Consider the following 15,824-nt stretch of genomic DNA (forward strand, 5'->3'; position numbering starts at 1 on the left):
CGCTGGTGAAGGCGTGGGTCGACGGCCCGGGTCGCGCCGGGACGGCGGCCGCGCGCCGGGCCAGCCGCCGTGACGTCGACTCCCCCGGGCGGGGCTCCACTGCGGGCCCAGGGGTGCGGTAGCGGAAAGCGCACAGCCCATGACGCCCCATCCCAACGGCGCGGGACGGGTCCGTTTGGTCATTGTCGACGGACGCAACGTGGAGGTGATGCGTCGATGGACCGTGCCACCATTGGTGCTCAATTCCCGCCGATGTCGACATTCATGGAGCAATATCGTGGCTGCGCTTCCCCGATTGACCATACTGCTCTGCGATAGTGATGACGCCGCCGCGGGGCGGCTCTACCAGGAACTGACCTCCAGCCCGCTGGTGGAGCGGGTGACGGCGGTCGGAAGTCTCACTGACGCCGTTCGTGAGGCGGGCGCGGGCACTTTTGACGTGATCGTCGTCGATCCGCTCAGCACCGATCTGGTGCAGGCCGGCAGGTTCGCGCTCTCCCAGTCGGGCGAGGGGGCGGCCGTGGTGCTCTACGTCGACCTGGCGCGAGTGGAGGAACACGCGGTGACGTTCTACCACGGTGACCGGAGCCGCTTGCGGGATGCGTTCACACTCGACAAGCGGACGCCGCCGGAGATGCTGGCGGCGGAGACCGATGTGGTCCTGACCAACTGCCAGGCGTTCCGGCTGCTCGCCAGCAGCAGGTCCAAGGCGGACCGGCTCCTCGACGAGGTGCGCGACCGGGCGACCACCAGCGGCGACGACGAGTTGGAACGGCTTGTCGACGACGTCGACCAGGCACGGATCCTGGAACACGTGCGGCCCGACTCGGGTCTGGTGCGGCCGAAGGTCGCGAGCAACACCGTCTTCCTGTCGTACCGGTTCAAGGAGGAGGACGGGTTCGTCCGGGGCCTCAGCGGGTTGTTGGAGGACAACGGTTTCACCGTGATCACCGGCCGGGCCGCGGACGGGTACGTGGGAATGGCGGTACTGAACCGGATTCGGGAGTGCGAGTTCTTCGTCTCGTTAATGACCCGCTCCCGGCAATTCGCCGAGCCCGGAGAGAAGTTCGCGACCAGCGCCTGGTTGATCGAAGAGAAGGGAGCCGCCCTCGCGTTCAGCAAGTACATGGTGCTGCTGGTGGAGGAGGGGGTGGACGACATCGGCGGGCTGCACGGCGACTGGCAACGGCACGAGTTCACCCCTCCCACGTTCACCACGGCGGCTCGGGCCGCCGTGCAACAGTTGCGCAACCGCAGTGGTCGACCGGACTGAGCTCACCCCGGTGATATGCACCCCCTGGCGCAGGGATAGCCGTTCGGTTCGGATAATGCGGTCTGACGGCCGGTGGCGTTTGGCTTTTTGGTCTGCTAGTCCTGTCAAAATGGGTGCGGTGCTTACAGATCGTGAAACAACCCGGGCGCGAGCAAGCCATTGTCCTACGTCATTGCCCTACTATCAGGCCGACGGTAACTCTGACTTCGTCGGAGGACGTTGTGGCAGAGACGATCGGCGAGGCGGGCACGGGTGGCATCCTGCGAGCGCAGTCAGGTCCGACGAGTGACGCGACTCGGTGCCGGTCACCGCACTTCGAGTGTGAGCGACACCGCCGTGCCGCGCTGGCGGCCATCCATGCCGGTCAGCTGCCCCTCAAGTTCGCGTACGCCGGGAGTGCCGCCCACACCCACGACGCCTACGCCCGCACCGACGACTACCTGAGCATGCTGGCCTCCGCGCGCCACGAAGCCGAAGCCCTGCTCGCCGCCCAGACGCTGACGGCCGGGGCACTGGCCGTGGCGGAGATCGGCCCGGGTAACGGCAAGCGCAGCAGCGCCTTCCTCAATCGGCTGACCAGCCTCGGCCACCCCTGCCGGCGTTACCTCGCGTTGGACTTCAGTGCCACCCTGCTCGCCATCGCCTGTCACCGGTTGGCCCACTTCGCGGGTGGCCAGATGAGCGTTGACTCTCACGTGTGGGACATCGAGGCCGGCTCTTCCGAGGGGGTCGAGCGGTGGCGGCCCGGGCCCGACCCGGTGGTCGCCTGCCTGCTCGGGCACACCCTCGGCAACCTGGAATGCCCGACCGCCGCCCTGGCCAACATCCGGGCCTCACTGCGTCCGCGCGACGTGCTCGTGCTGAGTGTCGTGGTGGGTCGGCCGGACGAGCCGGCGGAGACGGTGCTCGCACCGTACCGGTGTCCGGAGTTCCGCGGCGCGGCCCTGGAACCGCTGCTCGCCGCCGGCCTGTCCGATGCCGACCTGGATTTCGTGCTGCGCTGGCGGGACGGGTCGGTGACCGGCGAGGCGGTGCTGCGCCGGCCCGGTGTCCTGGACGGCACACGGCTGCCGGCGGGCCATCGGATCCGCTGCTTCCAGTCCCGCAGGTTCAGCTATCCCGACGTCATTGCCGCCGTACGGGACGCAGGTTGGCGCATCCGGCACGCAGAGTTGGCGCCCGGAAGCCACCATTTGGTGATCACGGCGTCGCGAGGGTGAGGGAGTGGCGGACATGACCGAGCGAAAGGGGGCGCCTGAGAGGGTCACGCCCGCCGACCTGATCGACCGGGCGCGTCGGGCCAGCCTGTTCTATCGGGCCTCCTACGAGGGGACCGACCCCAACTGCGTGCGGCTACCCGGCGCGGCGACGGACGAGTTGGTGCAGGGCCTGGTCGCCGGGGTGCACGACGAGCTGTGCCAGATCGTCCCGTACACCACTGCCGATCGTCCCGCCGATCCGTTCTCCCGGGCGTTGTTCCGCCAGCTGGCGCAGCGCGCGACGGTACGCCGCATGTACCTCGTGCCGGGGGAGGACGTGGGCTCGGGGGAGATCGACAAGCAGTTGGCCGAGGACCGTGCGCACGATCTGGACGCGGTGATGGTGCCGGTGTTCATCGCCGGCGAACGCCCGTTGGTGCCGATGACCGACATGTGGCTGATCGACGGTCAGGTGGTGGTCCGGCAGGAGGTGGGCGGGGACGGCCTCGCGTCCTGGGTGGTCAGTGGCCATTCCGAGGAGGTGACCCGGGCCCGTCTCCTCTGGGACCGCCTGATGAGCCGGTCGTGCCTTCCGGACCGTGGCCGACCGCGCCGGCCCGGCCCGGAGCTGACCCGCTGGCTGCTCCAGTCGGCCAACATGCTGTACGCGATGGCGCCGATGTCCTGTGGACCGTCGCATCTGGACCGGACGAGCTGCTCCTGGTATCACCAGTCCTGGCAGTTCCTGCGCCTGTTCGACATGGTCAGCAGCCCGCAGTGGCACGCGGAGTTCTACGCCGGTCAGTTGGCCGAGGCGGTCCGTCGGGGCGCGCGCCGGGTGTTGATCAGCGGCACCGCCGACTACACCATCCTCGCCTTCCTCCTGGAGGCGGTGCGGTCGGCGCTCGGGGGCATTCCCGCCGACCTGGACGTGCACGTGCTCGACATGTGTCAGACGCCACTGCTGGCCTGCGACTGGTACGCCAAGCAGATCGGTGCCCGGGTCGAGGTGCACCAGGCCGACGTGACCTGTCCCGACGCGGTCGCCCGGCTCGTCGAGGGCGGCCGGTTCGACCTGGTGTTGGCCGACGCGTTCCTGACCCGGTTCAACCGCGCCTCGGCGGACGCGGTGATCAGTAGTTGGTCGGCGCTGCTGAATCCGGGCGGTTCGGTGATCACCACCGTCCGGCTGCACCCGGGCAACGAGTGGCCGAAGGACGAGGAGGAGCAGGACGGCCGCCACCGGGTGTCGGATCTCGTGGACGATTTCGAGCTGCGGTTCCGGGAGCGGGCCGCCGGCTGGCGTGGGCTGCTCTCGGTGGAGCTGGAGGAGCTTGCCGACGCCGCCCGCCGGTACGCGACACGGATGGCCAGCCACGACCTCGGTGACGCCGACGAGGTGCGGGCGGCGTTCGACCGCGGCGGCTTCCATGTGTCCGATTCGGACGTAAAGTCCGTCCACGGGGAGCTGGTCCGGACCCAATACCTCCGACTGCGCGTGGACCTGCCCTGCGACAGCGGGAGGACTGGCGGTTAGCATCAACATGTCGTGGTGATGTGGTAGACCCACGGTGATCGCCGAAGGGGGGGTCGGTGCCCGACTATTCACCCTGGTTGGCCGTCAAGGCTCTCGGCCCCAAGCCGGTCGCCTACGAGTTGCTCACCGCGGCCCACAAGGACCTCACCGCCCAGACCGCCATGCTCGACGAGCGGCCCGCCGCGCTGCGGGTCATCAGCGCGACGGCGGAGTTCCGCGACAGCGCGGGGCACGAGCTGGTCGTCCGGGTGGAGGCGATGGGGCACACCGCCGAGGTGCGGATCGCCGAGCACGTCGTGCGGACCACGACCGAGGGGGACGGGGCCCACGCGGTCACGCCGTTGGTGCTTGTCGCGTACGCCCTGCAGAAGGATCCGTTCGGTCTCCGCTGGCAGCCGCGGCGGATCGGGCACGCCGAGCCGCCCTCGGCCGAGGCGATGGAATACTACGCCCAGCTGGACCGGCTGACCGAGGGCTCCACCCAGGTGGAACGGCAACTCGAGGCCGGCCGGGACGTGCTGGTGATCGGCGAGCACGGCTGCGGGAAGTCGGCGCTGGTGGCCAACATCGCCGACAAGCGGCGCGCCGACGACGGTGTCGTGTGGCTCAACCTCGCCGATCCGGCGGACGGTCCAGAGTCGATCGTGCTGGCCCTGCTGGAGCAGGAACGGAGTCGCTCCGGCCGCTACCTGGTCGTCCTGGAGAACCTGCACGCGAACCCGCTGGTGCTCAACGAGTTGTTCGACTGTGTGACCCGGCTGCGCTCGGACTTCGGGCTCGAGGTGCAGGTCCTCGCGACGAGCTACAAGGTGGCGGGCCCCACCCTCGCTGGTGGCGAACCCACTCGTGAGCTGCGACAGGTTCTCGCCGAGGGTCGGCCGCTGGTCACCCAACTGCTTGTCGACAGCGGCATCGACGAGGCGCACTGGCAGACGATCCGACGCCTGGCACAGGATGACGTACACATCGCGTTGACGGCGATCCACCTCTACGGACGGCACGGCACCGTGCCCACCGAGGCGGACCTGGAGGCGTATTACACCCGGCAGGTGACGAGTGACGACCAGCGGGAGGTGCTCTACCGGGTGGCCTGCCTGGGTGTGCTGGAGCTGCAGATGGCCACCCGGGAGGCGGGTCCGCTGCGGCAGGCGCTCGACCGGTTGCGCGACGACGGCCTCATCTACCAGATCGACGGCGCCTACCTGATCGGCTCCCGCCGCCGGGCGCAACTGGTGATGAACCACGCCCGTCGGCACTGGGACGCCGATCGCCGGTGGAAGAGCCCGGAGCGCAACGTGTGGCTGCACCTGCAGCGCGGCGGGGAGCGCCTGATGAAGGCGACGTTGAGCCGGCTCGACCAGTTGGTCCCGCCGGACGCGGCGCGGACCGACACCCTGCACCTGCTCAGCACCTGGGAGACGCTGATCCGCCTCGGCAGGACGATGCGCAAACGCAACGGCGACGACAGGTCCTGGGGGGACAATTCCGGTGCCGCCGTCTTCGCCGCCAGCGCGTTGAACCAGCTCAACCACGTCGACTCCTGGTGGGAGATCGCCGGCGTGGTGCGTCCCCGGTGGAGCTACGAGGCACCCGGCTGCAAGCTGCCCGTGCCCGTGGGTGGTGTGACCGCCGACTACGAGGATTTCGAGGAGATCCAGCAGTCGATGGCCACGGAGGACGCCCTCCTCGGCGCGGCACCGCACCTGGCCGGCATGCGCGCCGAGGAGTTGGACACCGACCAGATGTACCGCAACTGGGTGCTCGGTCTCCTGCTCGGCTTCGAGGGTTCCGCGCCCGCCGTCCACCAGGACCAGAAACGAATCGACCTTCTCATCGGGGTGGCCCGCGAGGCCCAGCACGAGGACGGCTACTTCTACCCGGCGCGGGTGCCGTGGGTGACCGCCCGGGTGGTCCTCGGTCTCACCCAGGCCAACCTGCGCATGGACCACCCGGTGGTCCGGGACGCCTGCAACTGGCTCCTGCGGCAGGTGTCCGCGGGCGGACCGTTCGACAACTGGTGGCGCAGCGGCACCGGCACGTGGAACCGCGACGAGGCCACCACCGCCATGTGCCTCAGTGCGCTGGTACGCGCCGGAGTGTCGCCGACTCGACCGGAGATGGAGACCGCGCACGCCTGGCTGATGGGGCGCGAGGGGGAGTGGACCACCCCGGGGCGGGAGATCGACATGGCGCAGGCGCTGGAGGCGACGCTGCTCTGCACCGGAGCCGCCAACGGCACCCAGGAACACCTCAGGGCGCTGTTCCAGCGGATCGCCACCGAGAAGAACCCGACGCTGCTGTCCACCGCGCCCGAGGAGCGGCTGCGCGTTCCGTTCGTGGCGGCCCAACTCGCCGACATCGTGTGGCGGATCGTGCAGTTGGAGAGCCTGAAACTGTTCGGTCATGTCATCAACCAGGGTCGGCCCGAGCCGTCCGAGCCTCCGGAGGTGGCCGTGCTGCCGCAGACCGTCACGTCGTCCGTCAATGGGGCGACCCTGTCCCGTCGCAACCTGCGTGCCTGGCAGCGGGGGTGCGAGCAGATCGAGGGGACGATCCGCGAGCGGATCGCCAAGCGTGACGGGCCGATGCGGACGCCGGCGGTGGAAAAGGTGATCAATGAACAGTTGGACTACCGAGCCCAGCTCGCGGAGCTGACCAGCCGACTTGACGAGCATGCCGATCGAGAGTTGCTGGAGCGCATCGACGCGCTCGGGCGCCGGGTCTGCGGCGTCGCCTGGCCGGATCTGCCGTGGCCGGACGCGGGATCGGAGGCCGCCTCGTGAGCATCGCGGTGCCCGCGCCGTCGACGCTGAACTTCCTGGCCGGGCTCTTCGCCGGTGCCGGGATCAACATGCTCACGTCCGTCTCCACCGGCCCCGCGGGCACGGACGTCTCCACCGGCAAGATCGCGCTGGATTCGGCGCTCTGGGTGGTCGCCGCCGGCTTCCTGACCTGGGCGGCGCACCTGTTCCAGGCGGCCGAACGGGACGCCGACCTCTACATCGACCGTGACTTCAGCGAGCCCGAGAAGCAGGAGATCCGGCAGGAGTACCTGCGCCGGGCGTTGCGTCGCGCACGGTTGCCGTTGGTGATGACGGTTCTGGCGCTGGTGTGCGCCGTGCTCCTGTTGCCCGGTTTCATCCGCTGGAGCGGCGTACTGAGTGGTTGACGGCCGGGTTACTGCCCCGGTTGTCGGTGAATTGCCTGACAATTGCCGCCCAGGCTGGTCGATGTCCCTACTTCGTGGCAATCCTGGGGAACATGGCCGCCTCCCGCTCGCCGCTGTCGCGGCTGTTCACCGTGCTGCTCGCCGGCGTGCTGGCCGGGCTTGTCCTGGCAGTCGCCGCGCTCCCGGGCAACCTGCTGCTCGGGCTCGGCGCCCGCGCGGCGCTCGGGTCGTACGCCGCGCTGCCGGCGTCGCTGAAGACCCCGGCCACCCCGCAGCGCTCGTACCTCTACGCCAACGACGGCAAGACGCTGATCACCACGTTCTACGACGTGAACCGCACCGACGTCCCGTTGTCGGAGATCGCCCCGGTGATGCGGCAGGCGATCGTGGCGGCCGAGGACCGGCGCTTCTACGACCACGGTGGCGCGGACCTGCGCGGTCTCGCCCGAGCCCTGGTCGCCAACGTCAAGGGCGGCGGCACCGAGCAGGGCGGCTCGACGCTGACCATGCAGTACGTCCGTAACGTCCTCAAGACCGACCCCACCCGCACCGCCGAGGAACGCGCCGCCGCCACCGACCCCACCGTCGGTCGCAAGATCCAGGAGATCCGGTACGCGAGTGCGCTGGACAAGAACCTCGGCAAGGACGAGATCCTCGACCGGTACCTGAACATCGCCTACTTCGGCTCCGGCGCGTACGGGGTCGCGGCGGCCAGCCAGCGTTACTTCGGCAAGCCTCCGGCGCAGTTGACCCTCGCCGAGTCGGCCCTGCTCGCCGGCCTGGTGCAGTCCCCGGACGCGTACAGCCCGATCGACGGGAACAAGAACGACGCGCTGGCCCGCCGGTCGTACGTGCTGGACTCGATGGTCGCCACCGGTGCGATCACCGCCGCGCAGGCCGCCCAGGCCAAGGCGGAGCCGCTGGCCCTGCACCCGACCGCCCAGCCCAACGGCTGCACCGCCGTCTCCCAGGGCCACGACGACTGGGGTTACTTCTGTGACTACCTGCGGCGGTGGTGGGTCGCCCAGCCGGCGTTCGGGGCCACCGTCGCGGAGCGCGAACAGGCCCTGCGCTCCGGTGGCTACACCGTGGTCACCTCGCTCGACCCGAAGATCCAGGCCACCGCGCAGCAGCAGGCCACCAAGGTCTACGGGTACGGCAGCAAGCACGCCCTGCCGATCGCGGCGGTCCAGCCGGGCACCGGGCAGGTGTTGGCGATGGCGGTCAACCGGCACTACAGCCTGGCCGACAACCCGGCCGGGCAGTCGAACTATCCGAACACCGTCAACCCGCTGATCTCCGGCGGGGCCAGCGTCGACGGGTACCAGGCCGGTTCGACGTTCAAGCTGTTCACCATGCTCGCCGCGCTGGAGTCGGGCCGTACCCTCTCCACCGGCTTCGACGCGCCCGCCAAGCTACCCACCCGGTACGCCGCCGAGGGGCCGGGCAGTTGCGACGGCCACTGGTGCCCGGCCAACGCCAACCCGGACTGGATGGACGGGTACCGGATGATGTGGGACGGCTTCGGCCGCTCGGTGAACACCTACTTCGTCTGGTTGGCCGAGCAGGTCGGCCAGGACAAGGTGGTCGAGATGGCGCAGCGGCTCGGCATCACGTTCCGGGCCGACTCGGACGCCGCCTTCGCGAAGAACAACTCCGCGAACTGGGGTTCGTTCACCCTCGGCGTGGCCGCCACCACCCCGCTCGACCTGGCCAACGCGTACGCCACGGTGGCCGCCGAGGGCACCTACTGCACGCCGGTGCCGGTGCGCTCGGTGACCGCCGCGAGCGGCGAGAAGGTGCCGGTCGGGCAGCCCTCCTGCAAGCGGGTCCTCGACCCGGACGTCGCCCGTGCCGCGACCGACGCCGCGCGCTGTCCGGTGGGCCAGCAGTCGGCGTTCGGGCAGTGCAACGGTGGCACCGCGACCGGTGTGAACGACATCCTCGACGGCCGGCCGGTGGCCGGTAAGACGGGTAGCTCGGAGCAGAACTCCACCGAGACGTTCGTCGGCTTCACCCCGCAGGTCGCGGTGGCCGGCATCGCCGCCAACCCGGACGACCCGGCCGACGAGGTGGGCTCGGCGGTGCAGAGCAAGGTGATCGACGCGGTCGCCCGGGTGATCGCCACCGCCGTGCAGGGCCAGCCGGAGAAGGCGTTCGCCGCACCCAGCCACGAGTTGGCAGGCGACGCGCACCGCCCCGTGCAACGCCCCGCGGTCCCGGACCGCAGACAGCAGCCCACCACCGAGGATCCCCGCTCGGCGCTGCAACGCTGGCTCGACCGCCGCGGCTGACCGCCCGGCCCGCCCCCCGCGCCCCGCCCCCGCGATCTTGCACTTTCGGTCGCCGACAAGCACCCTTTTGCGCGCTTTTGTCGGGGCAGAAAGTGCAAGATCGCGGGGGCGGGGGTGGGGGTGGGGTGGGGTCAGCTTTTGCGGCGGCGGGGGCGGTAGCTGGCCAGGGTGGACGGTAGGCCACGGCGGATGATGCCGGCCCAGTCGGTGTCGCCGCGCAGCACCGCCGCAGCGGTGTTGCGGGCCTGTTCGATGGTGAAGTGCGGCGGCAGCATCAGCTCGGCCGGGTCGACCAGGGCGTTGATGACCACCGGCCGGTCGGCGGCGAACGCCCGCTCCCAGACGCCGGGCACCTGCTCCGGTGAGTCGACAAGCTCACCGTGCAGCCCGAGCACCTCCGCCCACCCGTGGTAGGCGATGTCCGGCAACTGCTGGCTGTCCGGGAACATCGGCGTCCCCTCGCTGGAACGTTGCTCCCAGCTCACGAACGCCAGATCCCGGTTGTTGAGCACCAGCACCACGAAGCGAGGATCGGCCCAACCGCGCCAGTACTTCGCCACGGTGATCAGCTCGTTGACGCCGTTCATCTGCATGGCGCCGTCGCCGATCAGCGCGACGAGCGGTCGGTCCGGGTGGGCGAACTTGGCGCTCAGCGCGTACGGCATGGCACCGCCCATGGACAGCAGGGTGCCGGACAGGCTGGCCACCATCCCGGGGCGGACCTGGAGGTGGCGGGCGTACCAGGCGGTGGTGGTGCCGCAGTCGACGGCGATCAGCACGTCGTCGGGCAGCCGGTCGTTGAGGGTGTGGAAGAGCAGTTGTGGGTTGACCGGGTCGGCGGTCTGCTCGGCCAGGTCGCGTTGCACACGACGCCACGCCGAAGTGGCCTCGGCGATCTCCGCCCGCCAGGCGGTCGGGCCGGGGCCGGGGCCCAGCTCGTCGAGCAACGCCCGCAACGTGGGGCGGGCGTCCCCGGTCAGGTTCACCTCGGTCGGGTAGCGCAGCCCGAGCTGGGTGCCGTCCAGGTCGATCTGCACCGCGCGGGCCTGCCCGGGTGGGGGGTAGAACTCCGAGTACGGCATGTTGCTGCCCACGATCAGCAGCCTGTCGCAGCCGGTCATCAACTGCCAGCTAGGCCGGGTGCCGAGCAGCCCGATCGCACCGGTGACCCAGGGTTCGCGATGGTCGACGACAGTGAAACCGAGCAGGGCGGTGGCCACCCCGGCGCCGAGCCGATCGGCGATCTCCCGGACCTCCTCCTGCGCGCCCAACGCGCCCTGCCCGACAAGCATGGCCACCCGCTGTCCACCGCCGAGCACTTCGGCGGCCCGGCGCAGGTCGGCCTCCGGCGGCACGGTGGGAGTGCTGCTCGGCACGTTGCTGGTCTGGTAGTAGCCGTGCGCGTGGGGTGGGTCCGGGATGGCCGGCTCGTCCTGGATGTCGAGGGGGAGGATCAGGGCGGTGACGGTACGCCGGGCCAACGCGGTGCGGCACGCCCGGTCGACCAGGTGGCGTACCTGCGCCGGGTGGTCGAGCTGGGCGAGGAACGCCGCCGCCACGTCCTTGTAGAGGGCGAGCAGGTCGACCTCCTGGTAGTAGCCGCCGCCCTCGGCGGTGGTCGCGGTGTGCCCGACCAGGGCGACCACCGGCTGGTGGTCGAGCTTGGCGTCGTACAGGCCGTTGAGCAGGTGGATCGCGCCCGGCCCGCTGGTCACCAGCGCGCAGCCCAGCGGCCCGCCGCCGTACTTGACGTGCGCCGACGCGGCGAAGCCCGCGGTCTCCTCGTGGCGGACCTGGATGAACTGGGTGCGCCCGTTGGTGCGTTGCAGCGCGGACGTGAGGCCGTTGATGCCGTCGCCGGGGTAGCCGAAGTAGCGGTGTACGCCCCAACTGAACAGTCGCGACACGATGTGGTCCGCGACGGTGGGGTGCCGGGGCAGAGCGCCGGCTTCGCCCGCTCCGGTGTGGTCTGCGCTCACCTGGCTGGTCCTTCCCGTCGGGTCCGGTAGTCCACCGTCGTTCCCCTTCTCCTCCGGACAAAACACCCCACCGGTGGGCATCGGTGGGCGAGGTGCGCCGTCCGGCAGAATCGTCGGGTGCCCGTCCACGAGATCACCGACCCCGACGACCACCGCATCGCCGACTACCGCGCGCTCACCGACGTCGAGCTGCGCACCCGCTGGGAGCCGCCGCACGGCCTGTTCATCGCCGAGGGTGAGCTGGTGCTGCGCCGGGCGTTGCGGGCCGGCTACCCGCCCCGGTCGTACCTGGTCGACGCCAAGCGCATCGACCAACTCGCCGACCTGGACACCGGCGACGCGCCGGTGTACGCCGCGACGCAGGACGTGCTGCAACGGGCCACCGGCTTCCACGTACACCGGGGGGTGCTGGCGTCGTTCCACCGCCGGCCGCTGCCGACGGCGGCCGAGGTGCTCGCCGCCGCGCGCCGGGTGGTGATCCTGGAGGACATCAACAACCACACCAATCTCGGTGCGATCTTCCGGGGCGCCGCCGCGCTCGGCATCGACGGAGTGCTGCTGTCGCCGACCTGCGCCGACCCGCTCTACCGGCGCAGTGTCCGGGTCAGCATGGGTGAGGTCTTCGCGGTCCCGTACGCCAAGTTCACCGGCTGGCCGGTGGGCCTGGAGCAGGTGCGGGAGGCCGGCTTCACGGTGCTGGCGTTGACCCCGGCGGCGGAGGCGTTGCCGATGCAGCGGCTCTCTCCGGAACAGCGGGCACGGGCGGCGCTGCTGTTCGGTGCCGAGGGGCCCGGGTTGACCGGCGCGGCGCAGAGCGCCAGTGACGTACGCGTGCGGCTCCCGATGCGACGCGGGGTGGATTCGCTGAACGTCGCCGCCGCAGCGGCTGTCGCCTTCTGGGAGCTGGGTCGCGACGATCCGCTCGACGAGAGCGATTAGTTCACTCCGGCTTGCATGCCCATGCGGTCTGTTGCATAATTTTCCCCGTGTCCAAGGTTCTCACCTCCCTGCCCTCCGGCGAACGTGTCGGCATCGCCTTCTCCGGCGGCCTCGACACCTCGGTCGCGGTCGCGTGGATGCGCGACAAGGGCGCCGTCCCCTGCGCCTACACCGCCGACATCGGCCAGTACGACGAGCCCGACATCGGCTCGGTGCCCGGCCGCGCCCTCAGCTACGGCGCCGAGCTGGCCCGACTCGTCGACTGCCGCGCCGCCCTCGTCGAGGAGGGTCTGGCGGCGTTGACCTGCGGGGCGTTCCACATCCGCTCGGGCGGACGGTCGTACTTCAACACCACCCCGCTCGGCCGGGCGGTCACCGGGACCCTGCTGGTGCGGGCGATGATCTCCGACGATGTCCAGATCTGGGGCGACGGCTCCACGTTCAAGGGCAACGACATCGAGCGGTTCTACCGGTACGGCCTGCTGGCCAACCCGATGCTGCGCATCTACAAGCCGTGGCTCGACACCGACTTCGTCACCGAACTGGGTGGGCGTAAGGAGATGTCGGAGTGGCTGCTCGAACGCGGGCTGCCCTACCGGGACAGCACCGAGAAGGCATACTCCACCGACGCCAACATCTGGGGCGCCACGCACGAGGCGAAGACCCTGGAGCACCTCGACACCGGCATCGAGACGGTCAACCCGATCATGGGCGTCCGGTTCTGGGACCCGGCGGTGGAGATCCCGACCGAGGACGTCACGATCGGCTTCGACCAGGGTCGCCCGGTGACGATCAACGGCAAGGAGTTCGGCAGCCCCGTCGACCTGGTGCTGGAGGCCAACGCGATCGGCGGCCGGCACGGCCTCGGCATGTCGGACCAGATCGAGAACCGGATCATCGAGGCCAAGAGCCGGGGCGTCTACGAGGCACCCGGGATGGCGCTGCTGCACGCCGCGTACGAGCGGCTGGTCAACGCCATCCACAACGAGGACACGCTGGCCAACTACCACAGCGAGGGCCGCCGACTGGGCCGGCTGATGTACGAGGGCCGCTGGCTGGACCCGCAGGCACTGATGCTGCGCGAGTCGTTGCAGCGCTGGGTCGGCACAGCGGTCACCGGCGAGGTGACGCTGCGGCTGCGCCGGGGCGAGGACTACTCGATCCTCGACACCACCGGCCCGGCCTTCAGCTACCACCCGGACAAGCTGTCGATGGAGCGTACCGAGGACTCGGCGTTCGGCCCGTCGGACCGGATCGGCCAGCTCACCATGCGCAACCTGGACATCGCCGACTCGCGGGCGAAGCTGGAGCAGTACGCCAACCTCGGCATGGTCGGCGGGGCGAGCCCGCAGCGGATGGTCGGCGCCGCGCAGGCGGCCTCCACCGGCCTGATCGGCGCGATGCCGCAGGGCGGCGCGGAGGCGATTGCCTCCCGGGGTGTCTCCTCCGGCGACGACGAGGCGCTCGACCGGGCCGCGATGGAGTTCGGCGTCGACTGAGTGACCCCCACGGCCCCTCCGTGACGTCGCCCGGCGAATGTCGAGATCCGGCGTCACGGAGGGTAGCGTGTCGGCCGTGTTCCCTACTGTGCGTGAGGTCCTCGCCCTGGGCCCCGTCCGCCACGGCGCACCGCGCGTGGTCGCCGGGGACGCCGGGCTGGACCGGCCGGTCCGCTGGGTGCACGTCGCCGAGGTGCCGGACATCGCCACCCTGCTCGGTGGTGGCGAGTTGGTGCTCACCACCGGCATCGGCCTACCCGGCGACGACGCCGGGCTCCGCGCGTTCATCGGGGACCTGGCCGACGTCGGTGTCTCCGGGCTCGTCGTCGAGTTGGGCCGCCGCTACGTCAGCGGCGTGCCCCGGGTCATGGTCGCCGCCGCCGAGCGGCGCGGCCTGCCCCTGGTGGAGCTGCGCCGGGCCACCCCGTTCGTGCGGATCACCGAGGCGGTGCACGCGCTGATCGTCGACGCGCAGCTCACCGAGCTGCGCGCCACCGAGGAGATCCACCAGCGGTTCAACGACCTGTCCGTCGAGGGCGGCGACGCCGCCGAGGTGATCCGGCAGGCCGCCGAGCTGTCCGGCTGCCCGGTGGTGTTGGAGAACCTGTCCCGGCAGGTGCTCGGGTACGACCCGGCGGGCGAGAGCGCCGAGCTGCTGCTCGACGGCTGGGAGCAGCACTCCCGGCGGGTCCGGCCGACCGGGCGCACCGCGTACGACCCGGACAACGGGTGGCTGGTCACCGCCGTGGGCGCGCGGGGGCAGGACTGGGGGCGACTGTTGCTGCGCTGGCCGGCAGGCGGCGACGTGCCCAGCGCCCAGCCCAGCGTGCCGACCGCCGGCCCGCCCACCCGGTTGACCATCCTGATCGAGCGGGCCGCGTCCACCCTCGCGCTGGGCCGACTGATCCGCCGCGACGCCGAAGGGCTGGAACGGCAGATCCACCGCACCCTGCTCACCGCACTCCTCGACCACTCCCGACCGGTGGACGAGGTCGCCCTGCGGGCGAAGGCGCTCGGCGTGGTGCTCGACCGTCGGCACCTGGTCGGCGTGATGGTCCGACACCGGGCCGAGGACCCGGCCGGGGAGACCGGCCCGGAGGCCGCGCAGGCCCGGCTGCGGGACCTGTCCGAGGCGGTCGGCCAGGCGCTGCGCGAGGCGAAGCTGACCGCGCTGACCAGCGCCGTCGACGACAATTCGGTGGGTGCGCTGCTGGCCCTGACCGACCCGGCCGCCGAGGACCGCGCGTTGTCCGCGTTCGCCGGCGCTCTTCGTCGGGTACGCCTCGACGCCGGCACCGGCCGACCGGGGCTCGGTGTCGAACCGGCTCGGGCCACCCCCGGCTCGGATGCGTCCCGCTCCCCGTCCGGCGCGGAGTCCTCCCGCGCGGCTCCCGGCGCCGATCCGTCCCGCCCGGCGTTCGGGGTGGAGGCCGTGCGGGTGGGTGTCGAGAGGGCCCGGGGTGTTGGCCCTGGTGCCGTGATCGTGGCCGCTGGATCGGGGGTGGGCACGTTGCGGGAGGCTCGCCGGTCACTTGTCGAGGCGCGGCAGATCGCCGAGGCGGCCACCCGGGATCGGCGTGACCTGGCGGTCTTCCGGCTGCCGCACGTCGGCCTGGCCGGGCTGCTGCACCTGCTGCGCGACGAGCCCCGGTTGCAGACCTTCGTGGAACGCGAACTCGGCGCCCTGCTCGACTACGACGCCCGCCACCCCCGGGAACGGCTGCTCGACACCCTGCGCACGTACCTGGAGCAGGGCCGCAACAAGTCCGCCGGTGCTGCCGCCGCCCACCTGTCCCGACCGGCCTTCTACGAACGCCTGGCCCGCATCGCCCGCATCCTCGACGTGGACCTCGACTCGGTGGAGGCCAGCCTCTCCCTACACGTAGCCCTGCTGGCCCTGGACGCAGTCCGCACCCCCTGACCCACCCCACAGTT

10 protein-coding genes are annotated in these 15,824 nt (G+C 70.8%); 9 read left to right on the plus strand and 1 reads right to left on the minus strand.

Features of this window, described 5'->3' with window-relative positions; translation table 11 throughout:
• Window positions 1–277 precede the first annotated feature (277 nt).
• The 6 genes from ACGFIW_RS23200 to ACGFIW_RS23225 all read left to right on the plus strand — a co-directional run bounded on the left by ACGFIW_RS23200 (window position 278) and on the right by ACGFIW_RS23225 (window position 9,472).
• Window positions 278–1,273 (plus strand): hypothetical protein, encoded by a 996-nt coding sequence (locus tag ACGFIW_RS23200; RefSeq protein WP_393319188.1) that lies wholly within the window; start codon window positions 278–280, stop codon window positions 1,271–1,273.
• Between the two features lie 221 nt (window positions 1,274–1,494).
• The gene (locus ACGFIW_RS23205; RefSeq protein ID WP_393319190.1) at window positions 1,495–2,493 is read left to right on the plus strand and encodes an L-histidine N(alpha)-methyltransferase; all 999 of its coding nucleotides are present in this window, start codon (window positions 1,495–1,497) and stop codon (window positions 2,491–2,493) included.
• A 13-nt stretch (window positions 2,494–2,506) separates the two neighbouring features.
• Complete coding sequence (locus ACGFIW_RS23210) at window positions 2,507–4,009, plus strand: class I SAM-dependent methyltransferase (RefSeq protein WP_393319193.1); 1,503 nt, start codon at window positions 2,507–2,509, stop codon at window positions 4,007–4,009.
• A 56-nt stretch (window positions 4,010–4,065) separates the two neighbouring features.
• Complete coding sequence (locus ACGFIW_RS23215) at window positions 4,066–6,792, plus strand: hypothetical protein (RefSeq protein ID WP_393319196.1); 2,727 nt, start codon at window positions 4,066–4,068, stop codon at window positions 6,790–6,792.
• A complete protein-coding gene (locus tag ACGFIW_RS23220) occupies window positions 6,789–7,178 on the plus strand; it encodes a hypothetical protein (RefSeq protein ID WP_357078046.1) in 390 nt (129 codons plus the stop codon). The genes ACGFIW_RS23215 and ACGFIW_RS23220 overlap by 4 nt, the downstream gene beginning before the upstream one ends.
• A gap of 26 nt (window positions 7,179–7,204) precedes the next feature.
• The gene (locus ACGFIW_RS23225; protein ID WP_393319455.1) at window positions 7,205–9,472 is read left to right on the plus strand and encodes a transglycosylase domain-containing protein; all 2,268 of its coding nucleotides are present in this window, start codon (window positions 7,205–7,207) and stop codon (window positions 9,470–9,472) included.
• 131 nt (window positions 9,473–9,603) lie between these two features.
• On the opposite strand, the gene ACGFIW_RS23230 is transcribed toward ACGFIW_RS23225, so the two are convergent.
• Window positions 9,604–11,451 (minus strand): thiamine pyrophosphate-requiring protein, encoded by a 1,848-nt coding sequence (locus tag ACGFIW_RS23230; RefSeq protein ID WP_393319199.1) that lies wholly within the window; start codon window positions 11,449–11,451, stop codon window positions 9,604–9,606.
• Window positions 11,452–11,568: 117 nt separating this feature from the next.
• On the opposite strand from ACGFIW_RS23230, the gene ACGFIW_RS23235 reads away from it, so the two are divergent.
• The 3 genes from ACGFIW_RS23235 to ACGFIW_RS23245 all read left to right on the plus strand — a co-directional run bounded on the left by ACGFIW_RS23235 (window position 11,569) and on the right by ACGFIW_RS23245 (window position 15,810).
• A complete protein-coding gene (locus ACGFIW_RS23235; protein WP_393319202.1) occupies window positions 11,569–12,390 on the plus strand; it encodes a TrmH family RNA methyltransferase in 822 nt (273 codons plus the stop codon).
• A gap of 47 nt (window positions 12,391–12,437) precedes the next feature.
• The gene (gene argG, locus ACGFIW_RS23240; RefSeq protein ID WP_393319204.1) at window positions 12,438–13,889 is read left to right on the plus strand and encodes an argininosuccinate synthase; all 1,452 of its coding nucleotides are present in this window, start codon (window positions 12,438–12,440) and stop codon (window positions 13,887–13,889) included.
• Between the two features lie 67 nt (window positions 13,890–13,956).
• Window positions 13,957–15,810: a PucR family transcriptional regulator gene (locus ACGFIW_RS23245; RefSeq protein WP_393319206.1), complete on the plus strand. Its 1,854-nt coding sequence runs from the start codon at window positions 13,957–13,959 to the stop codon at window positions 15,808–15,810.
• Window positions 15,811–15,824: the final 14 nt, after the last annotated feature.

The organism is Micromonospora sp. NPDC048935, from assembly GCF_043197875.1.
Lineage (GTDB): Bacteria > Actinomycetota > Actinomycetes > Mycobacteriales > Micromonosporaceae > Micromonospora.